This is a genomic window from Myxococcus faecalis (genome assembly GCF_050039385.1).
GTDB classification, from domain to species: domain Bacteria; phylum Myxococcota; class Myxococcia; order Myxococcales; family Myxococcaceae; genus Myxococcus; species Myxococcus fulvus.
In genome coordinates this window covers 3,183,692-3,204,715 of record NZ_CP144336.1, presented here as the reverse complement: position 1 = coordinate 3,204,715, position 21,024 = coordinate 3,183,692, and the positions used below count along the sequence as shown (strand labels likewise).

18 protein-coding genes are annotated in these 21,024 nt (G+C 72.0%); 6 read left to right on the top strand and 12 right to left on the bottom strand.

The features are described from left to right. Positions 1–156 precede the first annotated feature (156 nt). On the top strand, positions 157–1,122 hold the full coding sequence (locus VZQ01_RS12595; RefSeq protein ID WP_426747928.1) for a DUF6624 domain-containing protein: 966 nt from the start codon (positions 157–159) through the stop codon (positions 1,120–1,122). 14 nt (positions 1,123–1,136) lie between these two features. Here the strand turns inward: VZQ01_RS12595 and VZQ01_RS12590 are convergent, their stop codons facing one another. From VZQ01_RS12590 to rsfS, 8 genes are all read right to left on the bottom strand, one after another. Then, a complete protein-coding gene (locus VZQ01_RS12590; RefSeq protein WP_426747926.1) occupies positions 1,137–1,880 on the bottom strand; it encodes an arylamine N-acetyltransferase family protein in 744 nt (247 codons plus the stop codon). A 92-nt stretch (positions 1,881–1,972) separates the two neighbouring features. Continuing rightward, complete coding sequence (locus tag VZQ01_RS12585; protein WP_426747925.1) at positions 1,973–4,696, bottom strand: M1 family metallopeptidase; 2,724 nt, start codon at positions 4,694–4,696, stop codon at positions 1,973–1,975. Positions 4,697–4,812: 116 nt separating this feature from the next. Then, entirely contained in the window at positions 4,813–6,081 is a 1,269-nt protein-coding gene (locus VZQ01_RS12580; protein WP_426747924.1) for an SBBP repeat-containing protein, read from the bottom strand. 209 nt (positions 6,082–6,290) lie between these two features. After that, positions 6,291–6,992, bottom strand: coding sequence for a ComF family protein (locus tag VZQ01_RS12575; RefSeq protein WP_408887975.1), 702 nt, complete (start codon positions 6,990–6,992; stop codon positions 6,291–6,293). 158 nt (positions 6,993–7,150) lie between these two features. Beyond that, a complete protein-coding gene (gpmI, locus tag VZQ01_RS12570) occupies positions 7,151–8,692 on the bottom strand; it encodes a 2,3-bisphosphoglycerate-independent phosphoglycerate mutase (RefSeq protein ID WP_267697806.1) in 1,542 nt (513 codons plus the stop codon). An 86-nt stretch (positions 8,693–8,778) separates the two neighbouring features. Continuing rightward, entirely contained in the window at positions 8,779–9,930 is a 1,152-nt protein-coding gene (locus VZQ01_RS12565) for an RNA ligase RtcB family protein (RefSeq protein ID WP_426747922.1), read from the bottom strand. 71 nt (positions 9,931–10,001) lie between these two features. Next, on the bottom strand, positions 10,002–10,466 hold the full coding sequence (locus VZQ01_RS12560) for a 23S rRNA (pseudouridine(1915)-N(3))-methyltransferase RlmH (protein ID WP_426748956.1): 465 nt from the start codon (positions 10,464–10,466) through the stop codon (positions 10,002–10,004). Next, complete coding sequence (gene rsfS / locus VZQ01_RS12555) at positions 10,463–11,035, bottom strand: ribosome silencing factor (RefSeq protein WP_223746282.1); 573 nt, start codon at positions 11,033–11,035, stop codon at positions 10,463–10,465. Before rsfS ends, VZQ01_RS12560 begins: the two co-directional genes overlap by 4 nt. A gap of 60 nt (positions 11,036–11,095) precedes the next feature. On the opposite strand from rsfS, the gene VZQ01_RS12550 reads away from it, so the two are divergent. After that, entirely contained in the window at positions 11,096–11,410 is a 315-nt protein-coding gene (locus VZQ01_RS12550; protein WP_223746283.1) for a tetratricopeptide repeat protein, read from the top strand. A gap of 3 nt (positions 11,411–11,413) precedes the next feature. Here the strand turns inward: VZQ01_RS12550 and VZQ01_RS12545 are convergent, their stop codons facing one another. Next, positions 11,414–12,478, bottom strand: coding sequence for a hypothetical protein (locus VZQ01_RS12545; RefSeq protein ID WP_223784776.1), 1,065 nt, complete (start codon positions 12,476–12,478; stop codon positions 11,414–11,416). Between the two features lie 99 nt (positions 12,479–12,577). Here VZQ01_RS12545 and VZQ01_RS12540 point away from each other — a divergent pair, with 99 nt between their 5' ends. Continuing rightward, positions 12,578–13,117, top strand: coding sequence for a hypothetical protein (locus VZQ01_RS12540; protein WP_223746285.1), 540 nt, complete (start codon positions 12,578–12,580; stop codon positions 13,115–13,117). Positions 13,118–13,130: 13 nt separating this feature from the next. Here the strand turns inward: VZQ01_RS12540 and VZQ01_RS12535 are convergent, their stop codons facing one another. Together VZQ01_RS12535 and VZQ01_RS12530 are read right to left on the bottom strand one after the other, a co-directional pair. After that, positions 13,131–14,198: a coiled-coil domain-containing protein gene (locus tag VZQ01_RS12535; RefSeq protein WP_223784777.1), complete on the bottom strand. Its 1,068-nt coding sequence runs from the start codon at positions 14,196–14,198 to the stop codon at positions 13,131–13,133. Between the two features lie 174 nt (positions 14,199–14,372). Further along, positions 14,373–15,779: a sigma-54-dependent transcriptional regulator gene (locus tag VZQ01_RS12530; RefSeq protein WP_223746287.1), complete on the bottom strand. Its 1,407-nt coding sequence runs from the start codon at positions 15,777–15,779 to the stop codon at positions 14,373–14,375. A 160-nt stretch (positions 15,780–15,939) separates the two neighbouring features. Between VZQ01_RS12530 and VZQ01_RS12525 the strand changes: the two genes are divergently transcribed. From VZQ01_RS12525 to VZQ01_RS12515, 3 genes are all read left to right on the top strand, one after another. Beyond that, positions 15,940–16,515 carry an NUDIX hydrolase gene (locus VZQ01_RS12525; protein WP_426747921.1) on the top strand — a complete coding sequence of 192 codons (576 nt, stop codon included), beginning with the start codon at positions 15,940–15,942 and terminating at the stop codon, positions 16,513–16,515. A 225-nt stretch (positions 16,516–16,740) separates the two neighbouring features. Next, positions 16,741–17,517 (top strand): iron-containing redox enzyme family protein, encoded by a 777-nt coding sequence (locus VZQ01_RS12520; protein WP_223746289.1) that lies wholly within the window; start codon positions 16,741–16,743, stop codon positions 17,515–17,517. A 230-nt stretch (positions 17,518–17,747) separates the two neighbouring features. After that, positions 17,748–19,538: a methyl-accepting chemotaxis protein gene (locus VZQ01_RS12515; protein WP_223746290.1), complete on the top strand. Its 1,791-nt coding sequence runs from the start codon at positions 17,748–17,750 to the stop codon at positions 19,536–19,538. Here the strand turns inward: VZQ01_RS12515 and VZQ01_RS12510 are convergent. Further along, positions 19,522–20,994, bottom strand: coding sequence for a sensor histidine kinase (locus VZQ01_RS12510; RefSeq protein ID WP_426747920.1), 1,473 nt, complete (start codon positions 20,992–20,994; stop codon positions 19,522–19,524). The two genes, VZQ01_RS12515 and VZQ01_RS12510, sit on opposite strands and share 17 nt — an antisense overlap. Between the last annotated feature and the right edge of the window lie 30 nt (positions 20,995–21,024).

Sequence of the window (21,024 nt, the reverse complement as noted above, 5' to 3'; positions counted from 1 at the left end):
CACAGGCAACCGAAAACGTTACCCGGGGTGCGCTCGGGAACGGGGTGGGTGTGGGTGGGCCTCCGGCGGATTTCGCGGTGGACGAGCGCTTGGTGTCCCGAAAAACCCGCCTACACTGCTACCCCGTTTTCACCTCACACCCCCTGGAGCCCCCGAATGCGTCGTCTCGTCATCCTGCTCGCCGCGCTGAACCTGGCCGCCTGTGCCCACGCGTCCGGAGGCGCGGCCACCCCCGCCGAGGCCCAGGCCGCCGCGCCCAAGCCCGTGGCGACGCCCGAGGCGCGCAAGGCCGCCATGGAGGCGACCGGGCTGGCCGCCGTCGGCAACGGCGAGGCGGCGCTGCCGCTGTTCCGGTCCGCCTGGGAGGGTGGGGTGCGCAGCAACAACATGGCCTACAACGCGGCCTGCGCTGCGTCGATGCTGAACCAGGGCGAGGAGGCCCTGATGTGGCTGGGGCGCGCGGCGGACGAGGGCTTCGAGGACGTGGCCCACATGAAGAAGGACACGGACCTGGACAACGTCCGGGGCCTGCCGGGCTTCGCGGCCATCGAGAAGCGCGTCGCCGAGGAGGAGGCGAAGCAGCTGAAGGCGGCGGACCCGGCGCTGCGCGACGAGCTGCTGTCGCGCATGGAGGTGGACCAGCAGGTGCGCATGACGCTGATGCGGAACAACTTCCAGGACGAGGCCATGACGAAGAAGCTGGAGGAGGTCGACGCGAGCAACACGGCCTGGCTCAAGGACGTCATCGCCAAGAAGGGCTGGCCGAGCCAGGCGCTGGTGGGCAAGAAGGCCTCCCATGCGGCGTGGCTCCTGGTGCAGCACGCGGACAAGGACGTGGCGTTCCAGGAGCAGGTGCTGCCCCTGCTGGAGGCGGCCGTGGCGCGCGGGGAGGGCTCCAAGCAGAACCTTGCGTACCTGACGGACCGCGTGCTGGTGAACACGGGCAAGCCGCAGCGCTACGGCACGCAGATGGAAGAGGTGAACGGGCAGATGGAGCCCAAGAACCTGGAGGACCCGGCCAACGTGGACGCTCGCCGCGCGGCCGTGGGCCTGGGGACGATGGAGGAGTACAAGGCCTCGTTCGAGGCGATGCGCAGGCAGGCCGCCGAGCAGAAGCCCTGAGGCGTGGGGCCTGGCTAGAGGCGGATGCCGAAGTGCTCCGCCAGCGCCCGGGCGCGGGCGTCCTCGACCTGCACGGGGTGCTCCTCGCGGGTGGTGCCCCGGGTGAGGACGAGGGCGCCTTCCTTGAGGGTGACGCGGCCCTCCCGCGTCGCCCGGGTGCACAGGCGCCCCCGCGTGAAGATGGACTGGGGCGACGTCTGGTGGTGGTGACACATGTCCACGAAGTCCCCGAGCGCGCGCGGGACGAGGGACAGGGAGTACTGCGGCTGCCAGCCGGAGTCGTCGCGCCGCAGGAGCATGAGCCGGTCGCCCTCGGGCGCCAGCCGGAAGTCGCGGCCGGCGCGTGTCTGCACGCCTCTCTCGTCCAGGCGCAGGGGCTCGAGGAAGCTGTCGCCGAAGCCCACGTCGACGAGCCACGTCCCCTCGCGGTCCTCCACCTGGAGCGTCAGGTGGTCGAACTCCGGGCCGAAGGTGCCGTCCCGGGGCTCGGTGGCGACGCGCGCGGACAGCGGCGTCACGCGCAGGCCGCGCGCGGTGAGCAGGCGGGAGAACAGCCCGTTGAGCTCGTAGCAGAAGCCGCCGCGCCGCCGGACGACGACCTTGTCGAAGAGCGCGTCCGGGTCCAGCTGGATGGGCCGGCCCAGGTGGATGTCCAGGTTCTCGAAGGGCACCGACTCCAGGTGGGCGCGCTGCAGCTCGGCGAGCGATGCGTGCGCGGGGGCGCCGATGCGTTCGAGGTAGCGGGCGGAGTCGAGCATGGCCCCATGTCTAGCGCGCTCGCGGGGCGCGCGCACCGTCTGCCCGCGTGGAGCGGGCTCCCTCTTGAACACGAGGGAGCCCGCACGGGCCCTCAGCGGGTGGGCGCCGCGGTGACCTGGGGCAGCTTGCCGATGAACGCGCGCACGCTGTCCTGGTGGAGGCGGTTGGACTCCACGCACAGCCGCACGGACTCCAGCGCCCGGGCGTAGGCGCGCGGCGCACCCTCCAGCTTGTCGACGCGAGGCCCGAGGAAGGCCTCCATCTGCGCGCGGCTGGTGTCGTCACACAGCGAGCCCGTCATCGCGATGAGCCAGCCCAGCTCATCCGAGCGGACGCGCGAGGCCAGCGTGTCGAAGTTCTCGCGGTAGAACTGCCACGCCACCGCCCGCGTCTCCGGCCCGCTGAACGCGCCCGCGAACAAGGGCCGCGCGTCGCGCACGTCGAACTCCGTCATCGCCAGCGTCAGGTTCTGCTTCACCAGCTCCGGGTCGCGGAAGGCCGACAGCGCGTTGATCATCTGGTTGCGCTCGTTGCGGTCCTCCGCCTTGCGCGCGCGGGTGAGGAGCTGCTCGTGGAGCACGCGGTCGGAGTTGCGCGCCGCCACCGCCAGCGCCACCGGCACCGCCTCCGGGCTCACGCTGTCGCGCTGCGCCAGCCACTTCGTCACCAGGGCCTTGGCCTCGCGCGTGAGCGTGGGCTCGTCACCCATCATCGTCGCGAGCGACAGGAACAACGAGCGCGTCTGCTTCACCTCGTCGCTGTCGCCCTTCGCCGGCTGCCAGCCCAGCGCCCGGGCCCGCGTTCCGTAGAGCTTGCCCACCCAGGCGCGGAAGCGCTGCCGCTCGGCGGGCGTGAGCGAGTCCTCGCCCACCAGGTGCAAGAGGCGCGCGCCGCTCAGCGCGATGCCGCGGTCCGGGTCCTTCGCCGTGTCGTTCACCAGGGACAGCACCTCCCCGAGCCGCACGTCGCCCCGTTGCACCGCGCCCTCGATGTCCGCGAAGAAGGCCAGCCGCTCGGGCACCGTCAGCGACTTGCTGGCCACGCTGTTCACCTGCTGGAACTGCCGCAGCGTGTAGCTGGCGCGGTAGTAGCCCATGCCGCCCGCGTTGAGCAGCATCCACTGGGGGCAGCTCTTCATGGGCAGCTCCATCTCGCCGGTGCGCTCGGAGAGCAGCTGGCAGGCGCGCACGTCGCCCGCGCGGTCCCCGGCGCGCACGCACACGGGGACGGACCAGGTGGCGTCCTTGGATGCGGTGGAGCCCGCGGGCAGGAAGCGCTCCTGGGACAGCTTCAGGCGCGGCGCCTTGCCCGCGTCGCACACCAGCTGCGCGGAGATGTGGGGCGCGCCGGGCTGGTCGATGAAGCTGCGGAAGGAGCGCGCGACGTCGGGGCTCGCGGCCTGGGCGAGCGTGGCGGCGAAGTCATCCGACGTCGCCGTGCCCCACTCGTGCTTGCGGATGTGCGCGCGCAGGATGTCGCGCATCGTGTCCTCGCCCAGCCACGACTCGAACATGCCGATGATGGCGGAGCCCTTGGCGTAGGTGGTGGAGTTGTCGAACGAGCCGATGACCTCGTCATGTGTGTTGGCGGGCTTTCTCACCGGCAGCGCCGCGGCGAGCGCGTCCGCGCTCATGGCGCCCGCCAGCGCGTTGGTGCTCGCGTCCCGACCGAAGCCCCAGCTCGGGTCGAACCCGTCCATCTGCTTGCGGTCCAGCCACGAGGTGAGCGACTCGTTCAGCCAGATGTCGTCCCACCAGCGGCAGGTGACGATGTTGCCGAACCAGTAGTGCCCCAGCTCGTGGCCCGCGATGTTGACGTACCACTTGCGCCGCTGGAGCGTCTCCTCGCCGGGGCGGATGAGCGTCAGGGGCTGCCCCAGGGCGACCAGGCCCGGGTGCTCCATGGTGCCCCAGTAGCGGGGCACCACCGCGACGTCGAGCTTCTCGTACGGGTACGCCTGGTCGAAGAAGTCCTCGAGCACGGTGACGATGCGCGGGGTGACGCTCGCGGCGTACGCCGTCTCCGCGCCGCGGCCCTTGGGGACGACGAAGCGCAGCGGCACCCTGTTGCGCCCGGTGGTGCCCGCGTCCACCACGTCGAACGGGCCCACCACGAAGGCGACGAGGTAGCTGGGCATGGGCTTGCTGTCGCGGAAGGTGATGCGCTGCAGGCCGTCCGGCAGCGTCTCCTTCGCCTCGATGGCGTGGTTGGCCAGCGCCACGTCCTCGGCCTTCACCGTGAAGCGCAGCTGCCAGGGCACCTTGAAGCCCGGCTCGTCGAAGCACGGGAAGGCGCGGCGCGCGTCCACCGGCTCGAAGAAGGTGTAGAGGTAGTTGTGGCCGCCCTCCTCCTGCGAGTACAGGCCCCGGCTGCGCTCCTTGTCGATTTGACCCGTGAAGGCGATGACGATGCGCGCCTTGCCCGCGGGCAGCGTCTCGGGCAGCAGCAGGCCCAGCCGGCCCTCGCTCGCGGTGACGGGCCTGGCCTCGAGCGCGCGGCCCTGCGTCTCGATGCGCGCGGAGGTGACCTCCAAATCCTGTCCGTGCAGCCAGACCTGGCGCACCGGCTCGCGCACGTCCACGTCGATGGTGACGGTGCCGGAGTGGGTGGACTCGGTGGAGATGAGCTTCAGGTCCAGCAGGTAGTGCAGGGGCTGGACGGTGTCCGGCAGGCGCAGCGCGGGGGGCTGGGCCTCGGGCCACTCGGGCGCCGCCGCCACCGTGGCCTCGGGCTTGGACGGCCCGGCGGACCCGGTGGCGTGGGTACAGTGGAGTGAGAGCAACGCGGGGACGAGGAGGAGGGAGTGCCAGCGCATGCCGCGAGGCTATCGCGCCCTCGACGATTGGCCACCGCGAAGCTTCCGTCCTGGATTCCGCGTGAGACAGGCAACGAACACCTGTCCCACGTCCGGACACGGAATGCGGGCCTGTCTCAGAAGCGGACGAGGAACGCGTCGTAGCTGCCCGCGTTGGTGCCGCCCAGGCTGCCGTAGGTGGAGCCCGTCACGTAGGCATTGCCGCTGGTGTCCACCGCCACGCCGCTGCCGACGTCGGGCAGGTGGGTGCCGACGACGCGCGTGCCCAGCTTGGTGCCCGAGCCGTCGTAGCGGGTGAAGAAGGCGTCCTGGCTGCCGGCGTACGGCTGGCCGTCCAGGGCGTTGGCCGTGTAGCCCGTGACGTTCACGGTGCCGTTGGCGGCCACGGCGACGCCGCTCGCGTAGTCGGGCTGCGCGCCGCCGAGCAGGCGGCTCCACTGGCGGTTGCCCACGGCGTCATAGCGGGCGAGCACCACGTCGATGGTGCCGGCGTTGGTGTGGCCGTCGATGGCGCCGAAGGTGTCGCCGACGAGGTAGGCGCCGCCGTCGGGGCTCACCGCCACCCCCTTGGCGTCATCGAGCTCGGAGAGGTCCAGCTGGCGCACCCACTGGGTGGCGCCGAGGATGTCCAGGCGCAGCAGGAACATGTCCGTGCCCGTGGGCGTGGTGGCGCCGTCGAGGCTGCCGCTCGTCTGGCCCACGACGTACACCTTATGGTCCGGCGTCACGGCGATGCCTCGCGCGATGTCGCTGCTCGTCGAGCCCAGCTGCCGGAGCCAGTACGGGTTTCCGGCGGAGTCGTAGAGGCCCACGAGGGCGTCGTAGTGGCCGGGGTTGCCGCCGTTGGCGAAGCTGCCGCCGGTGTAGCCGGAGAAGTACAGCGTGTCGTCCGCGCCGATGGCCAGGCCCGTGCCGAAGTCATCCATCTGCGTGCCCTGCTGGCGCACCCAGAGCTGCTGGCCCTGCGGGCTGTACTTGGCGATGAAGAAGTCATAGCCGCCGGCGTTCGTGTGGAAGCCCATCGAGCCGTACGTCCGGCCCGTCACGTACACGTTCCCCTCGGAGTCGGTGGCCGCGGCGGCGGGGCGGTCATCCTCGGGCGTGCCGAACTGGTGCACCCACTGCAGCGCGCCCGCGGTGTCGTACTTCGCGACGAAGACGTCGTTGCCGCCGGCCTTGGGCTCGGGGCCGAGCTGGCTGGTGGTGTTGCCCACGACATAGACGGCGGTGCCCGCGACGGCGACGGCGCGGGCCTGCTCGTCGAGGTTGGCGCCGAACTGCCGCGTCCACGAGGGCGCGGGGACCTGGGCCTGGACGGGGGCGGGGAGGCCCAGCGCGCACACGGCACCGGCGAGGGCGAACGAGCTCAACACGGGGAGCTTCATCACGGACTCCGTTTCGAAGAGGGGGGAAGCGAGCCGTGAAACGCGACGCGAAATGTCTCGTGACACGGCACTGATGCAAGAACACGGGACGGAAAGTCGCGGAAGATGGGTAATGAAAGACACGCGGGGTCCGCGCTGAATCCGGGCGTGAGTTGTCGTGGACCCGGTTGCAGTTGACGCGCTGTGACAGTTGCTGCGTCAGGTGGTGTTCACGTCATGGTGAAGGCGCGGGCGAGGGTGAGGACCTCGACGCGGGTGGCGCCGGCGACCAGGAGCGCGGTGGCCGCGGCGCGCGCGGTGGCGCCGGTGGTGAAGACGTCATCGAGGAGGAGCACGTCGCGCCCCGCGAGGTCGTCCGAGGCGACGAAGGCGTCCGCGACGTTGTCGGCGCGCTCGGCCTCGGTGAGGCCCACCTGTCGTTGGGTCTCCCGCGTGCGCGTGAGCAGCCCGACGGGGGCGCGCAGGCCCAGGTGTTTCGCCAGCGCGCCCGCGAGCAGCTGGGCCTGGTCGTACTTGCGCGCGTGGTAGCGGCGGGTGTGGAGCGGCAGCGCGACGACGAGGCGGGGCGCGCGGGTGAGGAAGCGGTGGGCCTCGGCCGCGAGCATCTCGCCGAGGGGCGCGGCCAGCTCCGGGTGGTCTTCGTACTTGAAGCGGTGGACGGCGCGGGCCACGGGGCCTTCGTGCGCGAACGGGGCCCAGGCGCGAGAGAAGGGTGGGGGAGCGGCGCGGCAGCGTGGGCACAGGCCGGCGGGGAACGGACCCGGCTCCGCGCAGGTGCGGCAGCACACGGGCGGCAGGCGCTCCACGGCGGTGTCGCAGGGCTCGCAGAAGAAGGCGCCGGGACCTGGGAGGACCTTCGCGCAGGCGATGCACGCGGGAGGGTAGAGCACGTCCAGCAGGGCCCTCAGCATGGGCGCGCGCTCGTGGACGCCCGCTGCGTGGAACCCCTGCACCCGACTCGTGTCGTCCCCATCCCCATCGCCCGTTCCCCCACCGCCCGCTTGGGAACGCTAGGCGGCGGTGGAGGGGAGCGTCGAGTGGATTCGTGGGGCCCGGAGGGGCCGCGTGCTCAGGGCAGCACGCCCTGCCGGTTCATCTCCTTCGACTGCGGCAGGTTCATCACCTTGCACAGCGTGGGCGCGATGTCCGCGAGGATGCCGGGGCGCAGCTTCTGTCCCCGGAAGGCCGGGTGGATGAGGTGGAAGGGCACCGGGTTCAGCGTGTGCGCCGTGTGCGGCTCGCCCGTCACCGGGTCCACCATCTGCTCGCAGTTGCCGTGGTCCGCCGAGATGGCCATCACCCAGCCGTTGCGCTCGCACGCCTTGCCGAGCACCCCCAGGCACTCGTCCACCACCCGCACCGCCTGCATCGCCGCGTCCAGCCGGCCGCTGTGCCCCACCATGTCCGGGTTGGCGAAGTTCGCCAGCGCGAAGTCATACGTCCCCGAGTCCAGCCGCCGCACCAGCTCCGCCGTCACCTCGCGCGCCGCCATCTCCGGCTTCAAGTCGTACGTCTTCACGTCGCGCGGACTCGGCACCAGGTGCCGGTCCTCACCCGGATACACAACTTCGCGCCCGCCGTTGAAGAAGAACGTCACGTGCGCGTACTTCTCCGTCTCCGCCGTGCGGAACTGCCGCAGCCCCTGCCGCGCCAGAATCTCCGGGAAGATGTCCTGCGGCTGGTCCGGCGCGAACGCCACCGGCAGGTCGAAGGTCTCGTCGTACTGGGTCATGCACACGTACCGCCCCAGCCGGAGCCCGCCCCGGTCGAACTCCTTGAACGTCGGATACGCCAGGGCCTGCGTCAGCTCCCTCGCCCGGTCCGCGCGGAAGTTGAAGAACACCACCGTGTCCCCATCCTGGATGCGGCCCACGGGCGTCCCATCCCCGCTCGCCATCACCGTGGGCTTCACGAACTCGTCCGTCACCTTCTCCGCGTACGACGCGCGGATGGCGCTCAGCGCGTCCGGCGCCTTGGGACCGCGCGCGTGCACCAGCGCCTCGTACGCCAGTTGCACCCGGTCCCACCGCTTGTCGCGGTCCATCGCGTAGTACCGCCCGCTCACCGTGGCGATGCGGCCCGTGTGCGTCTCGTGGAGGAAGCGCTCCAGCGCCTCCACGTAGCCCAGCGCGCTCTGCGGCGGCGTGTCACGTCCGTCCAGGAACGCGTGCACGTACACGTGCGGCACACCCCGCTCCCGCGCCGCCTTCAGGAGCGCGTACAGGTGCTCCATCGACGAGTGCACCCCACCCGGCGACACCAACCCCAACAGGTGCAGCGCCTTGCCGTCCGCCTTCACGCCGTCCATCGCCGCGCGGAGCACCGGGTTCTGCGCCAGCTCCCCCGACTCGGCCGCGCGGTTGATGCGCACCAGGTCCTGGTAGACGATGCGACCGGCGCCGATGTTGGTGTGGCCGACCTCCGAGTTGCCCATCTGCCCCTCGGGCAGACCCACGGCCAGCCCCGAGGTCTGTAGCTCGGTGAACGGGTAGGGGCTCGTCAGCTTGTCCAGGTTCGGCGTGCCGGCCAGGAGGATGGCGTTCGCCTCTCGCTCGTGGCGGATGCCCCAACCATCCAGGATGCAGAGCAATACCTTGTGCGCGGGAGTCATGCCCGAACCCTAACCACGCACCCGCCGGACGCGGAGGGGAAAAACGCGCTGCGACTCCAGGGCCGGCTTCTTCCCGCGGGCCCGCGCTACTCCTCGTGGGAGCGCGTCTTGTACGTCAGCACCGGCGCCAGCGTGGCCACCACCTTCACCAGCCCCGCCTCCACCAGGTCCGTCACCACCCGGTCGATGGCCTTGTACGCCTGCGGCGCCTCCTCGAAGAGCAGGTCCTTGTTCTCGCAGACGACGTGGCTCTTGAAGCTCGTCCGGGTGAGCGACTCCGCCGTGAAGCGCTCCTTGATGCGCTCCCGGGCCGCCGTGCGCGTCCACTTGCGCCCCGCGCCGTGCGCCAGGCTGTACGCGCTGCCCGTCCCATCCCCCACCGGCGCCACCAGATAGCTCAGCGCGCCACGACTGCCCGGAATCACCACGGGCCCCTCGTCCGCTGGCGCCGCGCCCTTGCGATGCAACCACCTCAGGGCCCCGTCCTCGCGTCGTGGGGTGACGCTGTTGTGGCAGACATCCAACACTCGCCGCGCCGGAGCGCCGATGCCATCCAGCACCCTGCGCGCCACCAGCGCCCGGTTGGCCCGGGCCCACGCCACCGCGTGGTCATGCCGCGTCAGGTACGCCCGCGCCTCGTCCGAGCCCGCCGTCAGCCCGCCCGCCGCGTGCCGGTCCACGTGGGCCCGCAGAATCGCCTCGCCCAGCCCCCGCGAGCCCGAGTGCACCAGCAGCAGCAACCGGTCCGCCTCCAGCCCCAGCTCGGCGAACGCCCGCGCGTCGTGCACCGCGTCCACCCGCTGCAGCTCCGCGAAGTGGTTGCCGCCGCCCACCGTGCCCAGCGCCCCCTCGAAGCCCGAGGGCTTCACCCCCTCCTCCGCCAGGAACCCCTCCACGTCACCGTTCCAGGGTCCCTCCACCTCCAGCTTCGAGGCCCAGCGCTCGGCCTTCGCCTTTCGCGCCAGCATCCCCACGTCCCACAACCCCATCCCACAGCCGATGTCGTTGCCCACCAGGTAGGGATAGAAGAGCCCCTCCGAGGTGAAGGCCGCTCCCACCGGCGCGCCCTTGCCCGGGTGCAGGTCCGGAAGTCCCACCGCGGCCTTCATGCCGGGCAGCCGCGCGACGGCCTCGAGCTGTCGCACCGCCTCACCCTCCACCCACGACTGGGGCGAGGCGATGACGCGCACGGTGGCGGCGGGGGAGGGAAGGGAGGTTTCGGTGCTGGCGGTGCTCATGGGGCCCGTTGACGCCTCCTGTCCGACGGCCCTGACGCCAGCGCGCAAGGGGGCCTGGGAGGCCCGCCTGCCTACTTGTGGTACGGCTCACCCTTGAGGATGGTGAACGCCCGGTACAGCTGCTCCACGAGCACCACGCGCGCAAGCCTGTGGGGCAGCGTCATCTTGGACAAGGACAGCGTCAGATGGGCCGCGGCCCGCACGCTCTCGTCCAGGCCCTCGTCGCCGCCGATGACGAAGAGCAGGTCCCTGGAGCCCGTCTGCGCCTTGCCCACGTAGCGGCCCAGCTCCACCGAGTCGATGAGCGAGCCGCGCTCGTCCAGCGCCACCAGCCAGTCCTGCGGCTTGCGCCTGGCGAGGATGGCCTCCGCCTCCGCGGCCTTGGCGTCGCCGGGCTTGAGCTTCTTGCCGCTCGCCTCGGCCAGCTCCACCAGCTCGAAGCGGGTGTAGTGCCCCAGCCTGCGGGCATACTCCTGGACCGCCGGCTCGAAGAGGCCCGAGCGGTCCTTGCCGATGGAGAGCAGGCGGACCTTCAGGACACCTTCTCCCGGGCGGCATCCGCCCAGAGACCCTCGAGGTCGTAGTGCGCGCGCAGGTCCGCGAGGAACAGGTGCGCCACCACCTCGCCGTAGTCGAGCAGCACCCACTGGCCCGTGTCCACGCCCTCGGTGCCCAGCGCGCGCTCGGGCGCGTCACCCTGCTTGAGCTGCACCTGGACGTTCTCCGCCATGGCGCTCACCTGGCGGTCGCTCTCGCCGGAGGCGATGACGATGTAGTCCGCGTACGACGTCATGCCCCGGACATCCAGGATGACGACGTCCAGCGCCTTCTTGTCGATGAGCAGCTGCGCCATGCGGCGCGCCAGGGCCTGCGCCTGGGGGTTCTCCGCGGGGCCCGTCTTCTGCTGCGGGGCGGCTGGCAGCTTCGCCTTCTTCTTGGGCCGCAGCGGCGTCTTGCCCGTCGTCTTCTTGCGCGCCGGGGCCTTGGCCTTGGCGGGCGCCTTGCTCGCGGCGACCGTCCTGCCCGTCGCCGACTTCTTGCCGCGCGCCGGCGCCTTCTTGGCCGCGCTCTTCTTCTTGGGGGTCGTCTTCTTCTTCGTTGCCATGTGCGGCGCACCCTACCGCACCCTTGGCAACACGCCATGGGTCCTCTAAGGGTCCTGTCCATGAGCGACGCCCGGCTGGAACAGTTCAAGAAGATGGTGGCGGACTTCCCCGACTCCCCCATGAGCCACTTCTCCCTCGGCAAGCTGTACTTGGACCGCAAGCAGTACGCCGAGGCCGCCGCCGCCCTGGAGCAGGCGGTGCGGCTGGATGGGACCTACGCGGCCGCCATGGTCTCCCTGGGGGACGCGCTGTCGGGCGCCGGGCAGTCCGAGCGCGCCCGCGAGGTGCTCACCCGGGCGAAGGAGCACGCCCTGGCCCAGGGACACCCGGGGCTCGCCGAGGAGATCGACGAGCGCATCTGCGACCTGGGCTGAGCCTCAGTCGCGCCAGGTGACGCCCACGCCGAACACCTGGCGGGAGTAGCTCAAGTCGTTGCGCGGCAGCCGCGTGCTCCACAGGCCCCAGGACAGCTCCAGGTCCACGCGCTCCGAGACGGGGCGCGCGAGCTTCAGGGACAGGGAGTTCTGCCCCTCGTCCTCCTCCACGAGGATGATCTCCGGCGACAAATAGATGCCGTCCGGGTAGCGCGTCACGCCCAGCGAGCCCTGAGCCAGCAGCGTCATCCGCCAGGGCAGCCGCACCCCGGCGTTCGCCGACACCCGGTGGCGCAGCACCGTCTCCCCGTAGCTGTTGGAGGAGACCTCCTGGTACGTGTAGCGCAGCCCCAGGGTCAGCGGCCCCCGGTAGTTGTAGCCGAAGCCCGCGGTGAGGGCGCCGTCCTCGCGCCGTCCCGGGGAGCTCTCCACGCCCGGGCGCGGGCGCGCCAGCGGCCCGTAGCGGCGCGCGCCCCAGTCGCCGAAGACGGACAGGCTGTGGCGCCGGTCGAAGCGGTAGCGCCCCAGCACCCCCAGCTCCAGCCCGCCGAAGTTCGCCGTGGGGTCCGGCCGGTAGACGAACCTGCGCGCGCCCGCGCGCACCCGCAGCGCCAGCCGCACGTCCGGGGCGTACTCCGCGAAGGCGCTCGCGCCCAGGTCCGAGTACGCGCGGGTGCCGCCCCGCCGGTCCTTCGCGTGCCCCTCCGCGCCCAGGCCGAACTCCGTGCCCAGCGCCAGCGAGGCCTCGAGCGCGCCGGCCTGGATGAGCGTGTCCTCGTCGGAGAAGCCCGCGTACTTGCGCGCCCCCAGCTCGTAGCGGCCGACGAGCTGCGTGCGCTCGAACGTCCCCTTCCCCTCGGCCGAACCCAGCACGCTCAGCGCCGGGTCCACTCCGGGCGAAGGCGTGCTGCCGTCGGTGAAGTCGCGCGGGGCGTTGGTGTCCGCCAGCAGCCGCAGGGTGCCCTTGAGCGCGCCCTCCCACTCGGCCGCGGACGCGGGGCGGGCGGTGGCGAGCACCAGGAACACCAGGAGGGTAGGGCGGACGCGGGACACGACGCGGGGCACCATACCCGGCCTCGTGCCTGCACGCCCCACTCGCGGGAGGACGGGCCCGGCCGGTTGGCTGGCGACGGTGACGACACGGCTCGCGCCCGGTACATTGCTGGAATGCGCCCTGCCTCACTTCTCGCCGCGGCGGTCGGCCTCGGGCTGGCCGCCTGCGCCCAGTCGACGTTCATCACCGAGGTGAGGGGCGAGACGACCGTGCCCGCGAGCCTGCCGGGCGGCAGCACCGAGCTCAACGCCTTCCCCCCCATCAGCAGCTTCGCGGGGATGGACTTCGACCAGAACCAGGACTTCAAGAACCAGGGGCTCTCCAAGAGCGAGGCCACCTCCGTCCACGTCGACTCGCTCTCGCTCCAGATTCTCAGCCCCAACGACGTGGACTTCACCTTCCTGGACAACGTGGAGTTCTTCGTCCGCGCCGGAGACCGTGAGTCGCGCATCGCGTGGAAGAACGACCTGTCCCGTGGCAGCCCGCGCGCGCCCAACCCCACGCTGCGGCTGGACCTGGCGGACGTGGAGCTGCAGCCCTTCGTCGCCGCGCCCACCATGAGCATCATCATCCGCGGCAAGGGCCGGACGCCCGAGCGCGAGGTGCGGCTGCGCGCGGTGGTGCGGCTGGAGGTCGAGTCCGGGCTGCTCTAGCCCGAGGGCGGCCCTACTTCGTCAGCTCCTGCGCGCGGCGCTCCAGCGCGCCGGCCCGGCCATCCAGCTCCCCGGCCAGGGCCTCCAGGCGCCTGGCCTCGGCCTCCATCGCCGTGAGGTCCACCGGACCTCCGGCGGCCAGGTCCTGGGCGCGCACCCCGTCCACCAGGGGGCGGCGGTCCGTGGCGCGGACGGACATGGGCTCGGGGCGGCCCGTGGTGGGCGTCCCGGGGGTGTCCGGCATGGAGGGCTCCGGGGGCGCGCCCGTGCCCGGGTTGCCCGACATGGGCGGCGCGTCGCTGTCGCCGCTGGCCTCCTGGAACAGGCCACCGCCGCGGTCGCTGGGCTCCACCCGCAGGCTCCGGTCCGAGCTCATCCTGAGCCGCAGCCGCCGGTCCTGCTCGTCGAACATCGACTCCTCGCCCAGGAAGTCGCTCATCCGGCGGTCCAGGTCGCGCTCCTCGCGTGCCTCGGTGATTCGCGCGCGCATCAGCTTGAGCCGCTCGCGCACCTTGTCCTCGGCGTCGCGCAGGGTGTCCGCCTGCTCCAGCAGGTCCTCCGGGTCGTCGCCGCCCGTCGTCGTCCTGTCCAGCGTGGGGACCTTGGAGGCCGGCAGCGCCAGGCGCACCGAGTCGCGCTCGGTGCGCGTGGTGCGCATCACCTCCAGCAGCGTGGCGCGCTGGGCGCGGTCCACCGTCTTGTCCCAGGCCGTCATCAGTCGCCCGAGCTCCTCCGACAGCGCCTGGTGCAGCGCCACGTGCGCGCGCTCCGACTCGCCCTCGGCCGTGGACACCGCCTGCGCCAGCTGGGTGAGCGAGCCGCTCAGCTCCTGCGAGCGCCTCAGCGCCGTCTCCAGCTCCGTGCCCGTGGTCAGCCGCCCCTGGGCACGGGCCTTCAGCGCCTCGATGCGCTCGGCCACGCCCTGCAGCTCGTCGCGCAGCGTCTGCTGCTGGGTCCTCAGCGCCCGCGCTTCCGTCCTCGCCACCTGCGCCCGCGCGCGCGCCGCCTCCAGGCCGGACGCGGCCCAGGCGGGCACGCCCACCAGCAGGCACAACGCGAGGACGAGGGAGCGGGGGTTCATCAACAGGCCCCCATGAGCAAGGCGGATGCCAGCCCCGCGGCGCCCCCGCGCCCCGGCCTCGCGCGAAAAGCGCTGGGATTCCAGGTGTCTGGGCGCGCCGGGTGGGACGGGGTGGGGAGGGGGGGCCGGTGGAAAGTCATGGGGCGTGGGCCTGGGGTCACGGATTTCCGAGGATCACCCCTCCTCGGGCGCGGTGCCCTTGGGGAGGAAGCCATACTTCTCCAGCTTGTAGTACAGCGCCGACGTCTTGATGCCCAGCAGGCGGGCGGTCTCCGTCTTCACCCCGCCGGCCTTCTCGTAGGCGCGGGCGATGAGCTGCCGCTCCAGGTCCTCCAGGATGTCCGGCAGGGGCCTGTCGCCGTGCGGCACCGGCAGCCCCGCGTCCATGCGCGGCGTGCCGCCGGTGAGGTGGCCGGGCAGGTCCTGGGCGGTGAGCACCTCCCCTTCCGCGAAGACGAGCGCCTGCTCCACCACGTTCTCCAGCTCGCGCACGTTGCCGGGCCACGCGTGGCGGGCCAGGGCGCGCAGGGCGCCCTCGTCCAGCCCCGTCACCCGGCGGTTGACGCGCACCGCGTGCTTGGCGACGAAGTGGCGCGCCAGCGCGGCGATGTCCTCTGGGCGCTCGCGCAAAGGCGGCAGCACCAGCGGGACGATGTGCAGCCGGTAGTACAGGTCCTCGCGGAAGCGGCCCGCCTTCACCTCGGCCTGCAAATCCCGGTGCGTGGCGCTCACCACGCGCACGTCCACCTTGAGCGTCTCCTCGCCGCCCACGCGCTGGATCTCCTTCTCCTGGAGCACGCGCAACAGCTTGGTCTGCACCGCGTGGGGAATCTCCCCGATTTCGTCGAGGAAGAGGGTGCCGCCGTCGGCCAGCTCGAAGCGGCCCAGCTTGCGCTTCACCGCGCCGGTGAAGGCGCCGCGCTCGTGGCCGAACAGCTCGCTCTCCAGCAGCGTCTCCGCCAGCGCCGCGCAGTGCACCACGACGAAGGGCCCGTCCTTGCGCGGGGACTGCTGGTGCAGCATGCGCGCGATGAGCTCCTTGCCGGTGCCGCTCTCGCCGCGAACGAGCACCGTGGCGTCGCTCATCGCCGCCTTGCGCGCCTGGGAGAGCAGCTTCTGCATGGGCTCGCTGTCGCCCACCAGGCTGCCGTGCGTCAGGGCCGCGTCCGCGTCGTGCGCGGCGGTGCGCCCCTCCAGCTTCTCCACGCGCCGGCGGGTGCTCGCCAGCTCCAGCCCCTTGTCCACCTTGGCGCGCAGCACGTCGGGCGTGAAGGGCTTGGTGATGAAGTCGTAGGCGCCCTCCTGCATGGCCCGCACGGCCGTCTCAATCGTGCCGAAGGCCGTCACCACCATGACGACGGCGGAGGGGTCCAGCGCCTTGAGGGCCTGGGTGACGGCGATGCCGTCCATGCCGTCCATCTTCAAATCCGTGACGACCAGGTCGAACGGGGCCTTGCGCCAGGCGGCCAGCCCGTCCGCGCCGCCGCGCACCGCGGACACGGCGTGCCCGGAGCGCGTGAGCGTGACGGTCATCCCCTCGCGGAGGGTGTCGTGGTCATCGATGACGAGAATGCGCGCCATGCAGGTGCTTGCCCTCAGGTCCTCATGCCAGCGGGGCCGGCCGCCCCGGGTGCGTCCGCATGAGAACACACCCGGCCAGAACCCTACACCGCCCCGGGCGGGCCGGCCGCTTCCAGAAGGCGCTGGCGTGTGAGGGCCCGCCGGGGATACGTGGTCGCGCATGGAATCCCAGAACGCCCACGCCCTGCGGGAGCTCCTGGCGCGCCACGTCCCCGGGGACGACAAGGAGCGCCAGGACCTGGAGCGGATGCGCCACCACGCGGCCACGCTCGCCTCGCCCTTCTCCCGCGCGCAGGCCACGGCGCACTTCACCGGCAGCGCCGTGGTGGTGGACCCCCGGGGCGAGCGCGTGGTGATGGTGCTGCACGGCAAGCTCCACCGGTGGCTGCAGCCGGGCGGGCACGCGGACCTGGCGGACGGCGGCGACATGGAGGCCACCGCCCTGCGCGAGGCGCGCGAGGAGACCGGCTGCCGCGTGGTGCTCCACCCCACCGCGCCCCGCCCGCTGGACGTGGACGTCCACACCATCCCCGCGCGCCGCGACGAGCCCGAGCACCAGCACCTGGACGTGCGCTACCTCGTCGTGGCCGAGGACCCGGAGTCGCTCGCGCACGACCCCCACGAGTCCTCCGGCGCGCAGTGGCTCACCTGGGACGAGGCGCTCGCCCGCGCGGACGAGGCGCCGCTGCAGCGCATGCTGGAGAAGGCGCGCCGCCAGGTGGCCCGCACCCCGTGACGGCGGGCGCGAGTCGCCGTCGGTCGGAGAGACAGGCCCGCTGTGGGGCGCGCGACGCCTCCAGGTGCCCCCGGCTGAAATCTGAAACAAGGCGGTGAGAAAAGCGTCGGGCGACGACAGTCGCGTGGCCCCGTGGAGGTGCTGTCACCACTATGGGGCCGCCCTGGCGGGTGAGGGGGGCCATGTCGGTCTGGAACCCGCCGGGTGCAGGAGCCTCGTGCCGCCATGTCGTCTTCCGAGCAGGAAGTGCGCAGCCTCACGTCTCGTGTGCCCGTGCGTCGCTATGGGCCTCCGCCGCTGAACCCGTCGGCGCATCCCCGCTGGCTCGAGTCCATGCTGGATGCGACCCGCCGGGACTGGGACGCGGCGTGCTGGCCTCCGCTGTTCCGCGCCACCGCCGAGGGCCGGCGCCCGCCGCTGGTGTACTGGCGCCGCGTGCTGTCGCAGTTCTTCCTCATCGTCGAGTCCTTCCCCAAGTACATGGCCCTGTCGCTGGCCAAGACGACGTACGGCCGCTCCGAGGGGGACGCGAGCATCCGCCGCTGGCTCTTGCAGAACCTGGCCGTGGAGGCGCGCCACGCGGAGTGGTTCATCGACTGGGTGCGCGCGCTCGGCCTGGAGCCCGAGGCGCTCTTCCAGGTGCGGCCGCTGCCGGAGCTCCAGGCGCTGCACGCGCACCTGCGAGACACCTGTGCCCGGGGCACGCTGGCGGAGGGCATCGCCGCGTCCAACTGGGCCATCGAGGGCATCACCGGCGTGTGGACGCGCGACGTGGTGGAGCCCTTCCGCGCCTATGCCGCGGACGGCGCACGCATCGACGCCAGCGCGATGATGTGGCTCAAGGCGCACGCTCGCTATGACGACCTGCACCCGGTGGAGGCGCTCGAAATCCTCAAGCTCTGCACGGACCCCACCGGGGACGAGCCTGCCCGGGTGCTCGACGCCACGCGCAAGTCCCTGCGCCTGTATACCTCCGCCATCCGCGCCTGCTGTGTGGATTGAGGCCGAAATCGCCGCGTCTGTCTTCTTGCTCAATCTTTCTGGAGGAGGTTGATTTCCCGACTGTGTATGCCTTTCGACGAGCGCCCGGCTGACGGGAGTGCAATGTCTGGAACCGGGCGTGCGCCGCTCGCTTTCGTCTCGACGACGTGCGGAGAATGGGGTCGTCCGCCATCCCTCCATTCCTGGACTCACCGCGTCCCCTGGCCGGAGGCGCGGGAAGGCAATCCCGCATGAGCATCGAAGATTCGTTGATTCGCGAGTATCGCTGGCGCGCGCTCAGGGTGTTCATGTCCTGGGTGGTCCCCGCGGCGCCCATCGCGGCGTACCTCAACGGCATGTCCATGGGCGTCGCCGGGTGGGAGGGCGTGAGGGCGGTGGCGTGGGTGCTGCCGCCCATCCTGGTGGGCCTGGGGATGCTCTACCCCGCGCTGCTGATGCGGTGGATGGTGGGCAACGCGCTGCGCTCGCGCGCGGGCGACAAGCCGGGTGAGCGACTGGAGCGCATCCTGCGGCTGCCGTGGCGCGTGGCGGTGGGGACGTCGTGGGTGGGGTGGACGCTGGGGGGCTTCTGGTTCAGCCTCCACGTGTGCCTGACGTGGCACAAGGATTTGTCGCAGGTGGTGTTGGGGACCATCATCGGCGTGTGCTGTGGCGTGCTGCTGGGCTTTCCCATCAGCGTCTCGCTGGAGCGGATGTTGTTGCCGCTGGCGCTGGAGGAGCAGCGCAAGCACGCGACGGTGGCGCTGGCGGGCGGCGGCTTCTCGTGGCCCCGGCAGGCGTGGTTCCTGCCCTTCACCTTCGGCGGCTCCATCATCTCCGCGCTGGTGCTCAGCGGCTGCGTGGTGGTGGTGAAGCTGGAGGCCATCCGGGACACGCTGGCGCTGGAGCTGGAGTCGGAGGGCGCGCGGCGCTCGGCGCGGATGCTGATGGAGCTGGGCGGGGTGCTGGCGGGGGAGCTGACGTTCAGCCTGGCGTGGGTGGGCGGGCTCCTGCTGCTGCCGGGCATCACCATGTGGATGCTGGCGCGCAGGCAGGCGCGGGCGGCGGACGCGGTGGGGCAGGCGATTGAATCCGTGGCGGCGGGGCGCGTGGTGGCGCCCGCGTGGGTGTCCACGGACGAGATGGGGGACCTGGCCGAAGGCATGAACGCGGTGCTGGCGCGGCTGCGTCAGCTTCCCCTGACGCTGCAGGCCTCGGCGGCGCGGCTGGGGGAGGCGGGCGGGCACCTGCGCGCGGCGAACGACGCGCAGCAGCAGAGCCTGTCGAAGCAGTCGGCGGCGCTGCACCAGGCGCAGGTGACGTCGGAGGAGATACGGCGCACCTCGAGCATGGCGGCGGACCGGGCGGAGGCGGTGCTGCAGGTGGCCCGGCGCGCGGAGGCGCTGGGGCTGCAGGGCGAGGCGGCGGTGGAGAAGAGCGTGGCGGGGCTGGCGGACATCCGCGGCGCGGTGGACGGCATCCAGCAGCGGCTGGACAAGCTGGCCCGGAGCGCCTCGCTGATTGGCGACATCACGGAGACGGTGAAGGACCTGGCCGCCCAGTCGCACCTGCTCGCGGTGAACGCGGCCATCGAGGCGGCGCGCTCGGGGGAGCAGGGCAAGGGCTTCGCGGTGGTGGCCCGCGAGGTGCGGGCGCTGGCGGACCAGTCGCTGCAGTCCACGCGGCGCATCCGCGACGTGCTCCAGGACGTCAGCGTGGGCATCCAGGACGCGGCCCGCATGGGCGAGCAGGGCGTGCGCACCATCGGCACGGGGCTGGACCAGATGCGGGCGTCGGGCGACTCGCTGCGGGCCTTGTCGCTGATGTCGCAGGAGAACTCGGCCGCGGCCCGTCAGATTGCCGCCGCCGTGACGCAGCAGAACGCGGGCATCTCGCAGATCTCCATCGCCGTCTCGGACCTGTCGCAAATCATGGACGAGACGATGAAGCGCCTGGAGTCCACGCAGGAGGCCACGAGCACGCTCGCGCAGGTGTCCGGCGAGGTGGGGCAGATGGCGCGTCAGTTCAACGAGGCGGGCTGACGGCGCCCAACGGCAGCGTCAGGGTGAAGGTGGTGTCGCCCGGCGTGGACGTCAGGTGCAGCTCGCCCCCGTGGGCGCGGGCAATCTTGCGCGCCAGGGGCAGGCCCAGGCCGGTGCCCTTCTCCCGGGTGGTGAAGAAGGGCTCGAAGATGCGCTCCTTCTGGAGGTCGGGCACGCCCGCGCCGGCGTCGTGGACCTGGATGGCGTAGCGCCCGTCGCGCACGGCGCCGTGGATGCGCACGTGGCCTCCGGATGGCGAGGCCTGCACGGCGTTCTTCACCAGGTTCAAGAGGGCGGCGGTGAGCAGGCTGCCGTCGGCCTCCAGCAGGGCGGGAGAGGCGTCCACGTCCAGGACCACGTTCCGGGACTGGGCCTCCGCGGAGGACAGCTCGCTGACGATGGACAGCAGCGCGGGGGCCTCCACGGGCGCACGGGACAGGGGCTGCTCGCGGGCGAAGGCGAGGAAGTCCTCGACGATGCGCTGCAGGAAGGCCACCTCGCGCTGGATGCGCTCGACGTGCGCGCGCGCGTCCTCGTGGGCGCCGGCGCGGAGGTCCTCCTGGAGCAGGCCGGAGAACAGGGCGATGCCGCCCAGGGGGTTTCGCACCTCGTGGGCGACGCCCGCGAGCATCATCTTGAGCTGTCTGTCCCGGCCCTCCAGCGCGCCGCGCATCTCCTCCAGCTCGCGTGCGAGCACGCCGATTTCGCGCGTGGGTTCAGGCGGCACGGGCGTGGTGAGGTCGCCCCGGCCGATGCGCAGGGCGGAGTCCATCAGCCGGCGCAGGGGGCGCGCGAGGCCCCGCGCGGTGAGCAGCGCGACGACGGCGAGCGCGGCCAGGGCGAGCGCGCCCATGATGGCGAAGGTGCGCGACAGCCGCTGCAGGGGGCCGAAGAAGGCGGCGCTGCCCTCCACGCCCACCGCGCCCACCACCTGGCCCGCCAGGGTGATGGGGGCATAGCCCGTCTTGTACAGGCGCCCGTCGGAGCCGGTGAAAAGCACCTGGCTGGCGGCGTGCTGGCCGGCGAAGACGCGCGCCAGCTCCAGCCTGTCGCGCGCGAGCTCCGGCACCTCCGCGCCCACGGGCAGGCCGCCGCCCACGTCCGCGCGCACACGTCCCTGGACGTCGACGGCGAAGACGCGGCGCACGTTGCTGGCCTCGCGCACGCCCTCGAGCAGGCGCACCACGTTGCGCCAGGTGCGGGTGCCGCCCACGTCGTCGCCGGGTTCGATGGTGAGCATGCGCTCGCCGTTGAGCTGGCTGGCGGTGGCGGCGGCGATGTTGGAGAGGCTGGTGCCCAGCTCCTCCTCGAGGATGGCGCGCGCCAGCTGGTACACCGCCGTGCCCGTCACCGCGAGGATGAGCAGGGTGGGGACGAGGAACGCCGCGAGCAGCCGCGTCGACAACAGGTGCGGGACGTCCCGCCAGCGGAAGGTGTCTCGGCGCTCCGGGCTCATGCGTGGGCCGGACTCTAGCCGAGCCCTGCT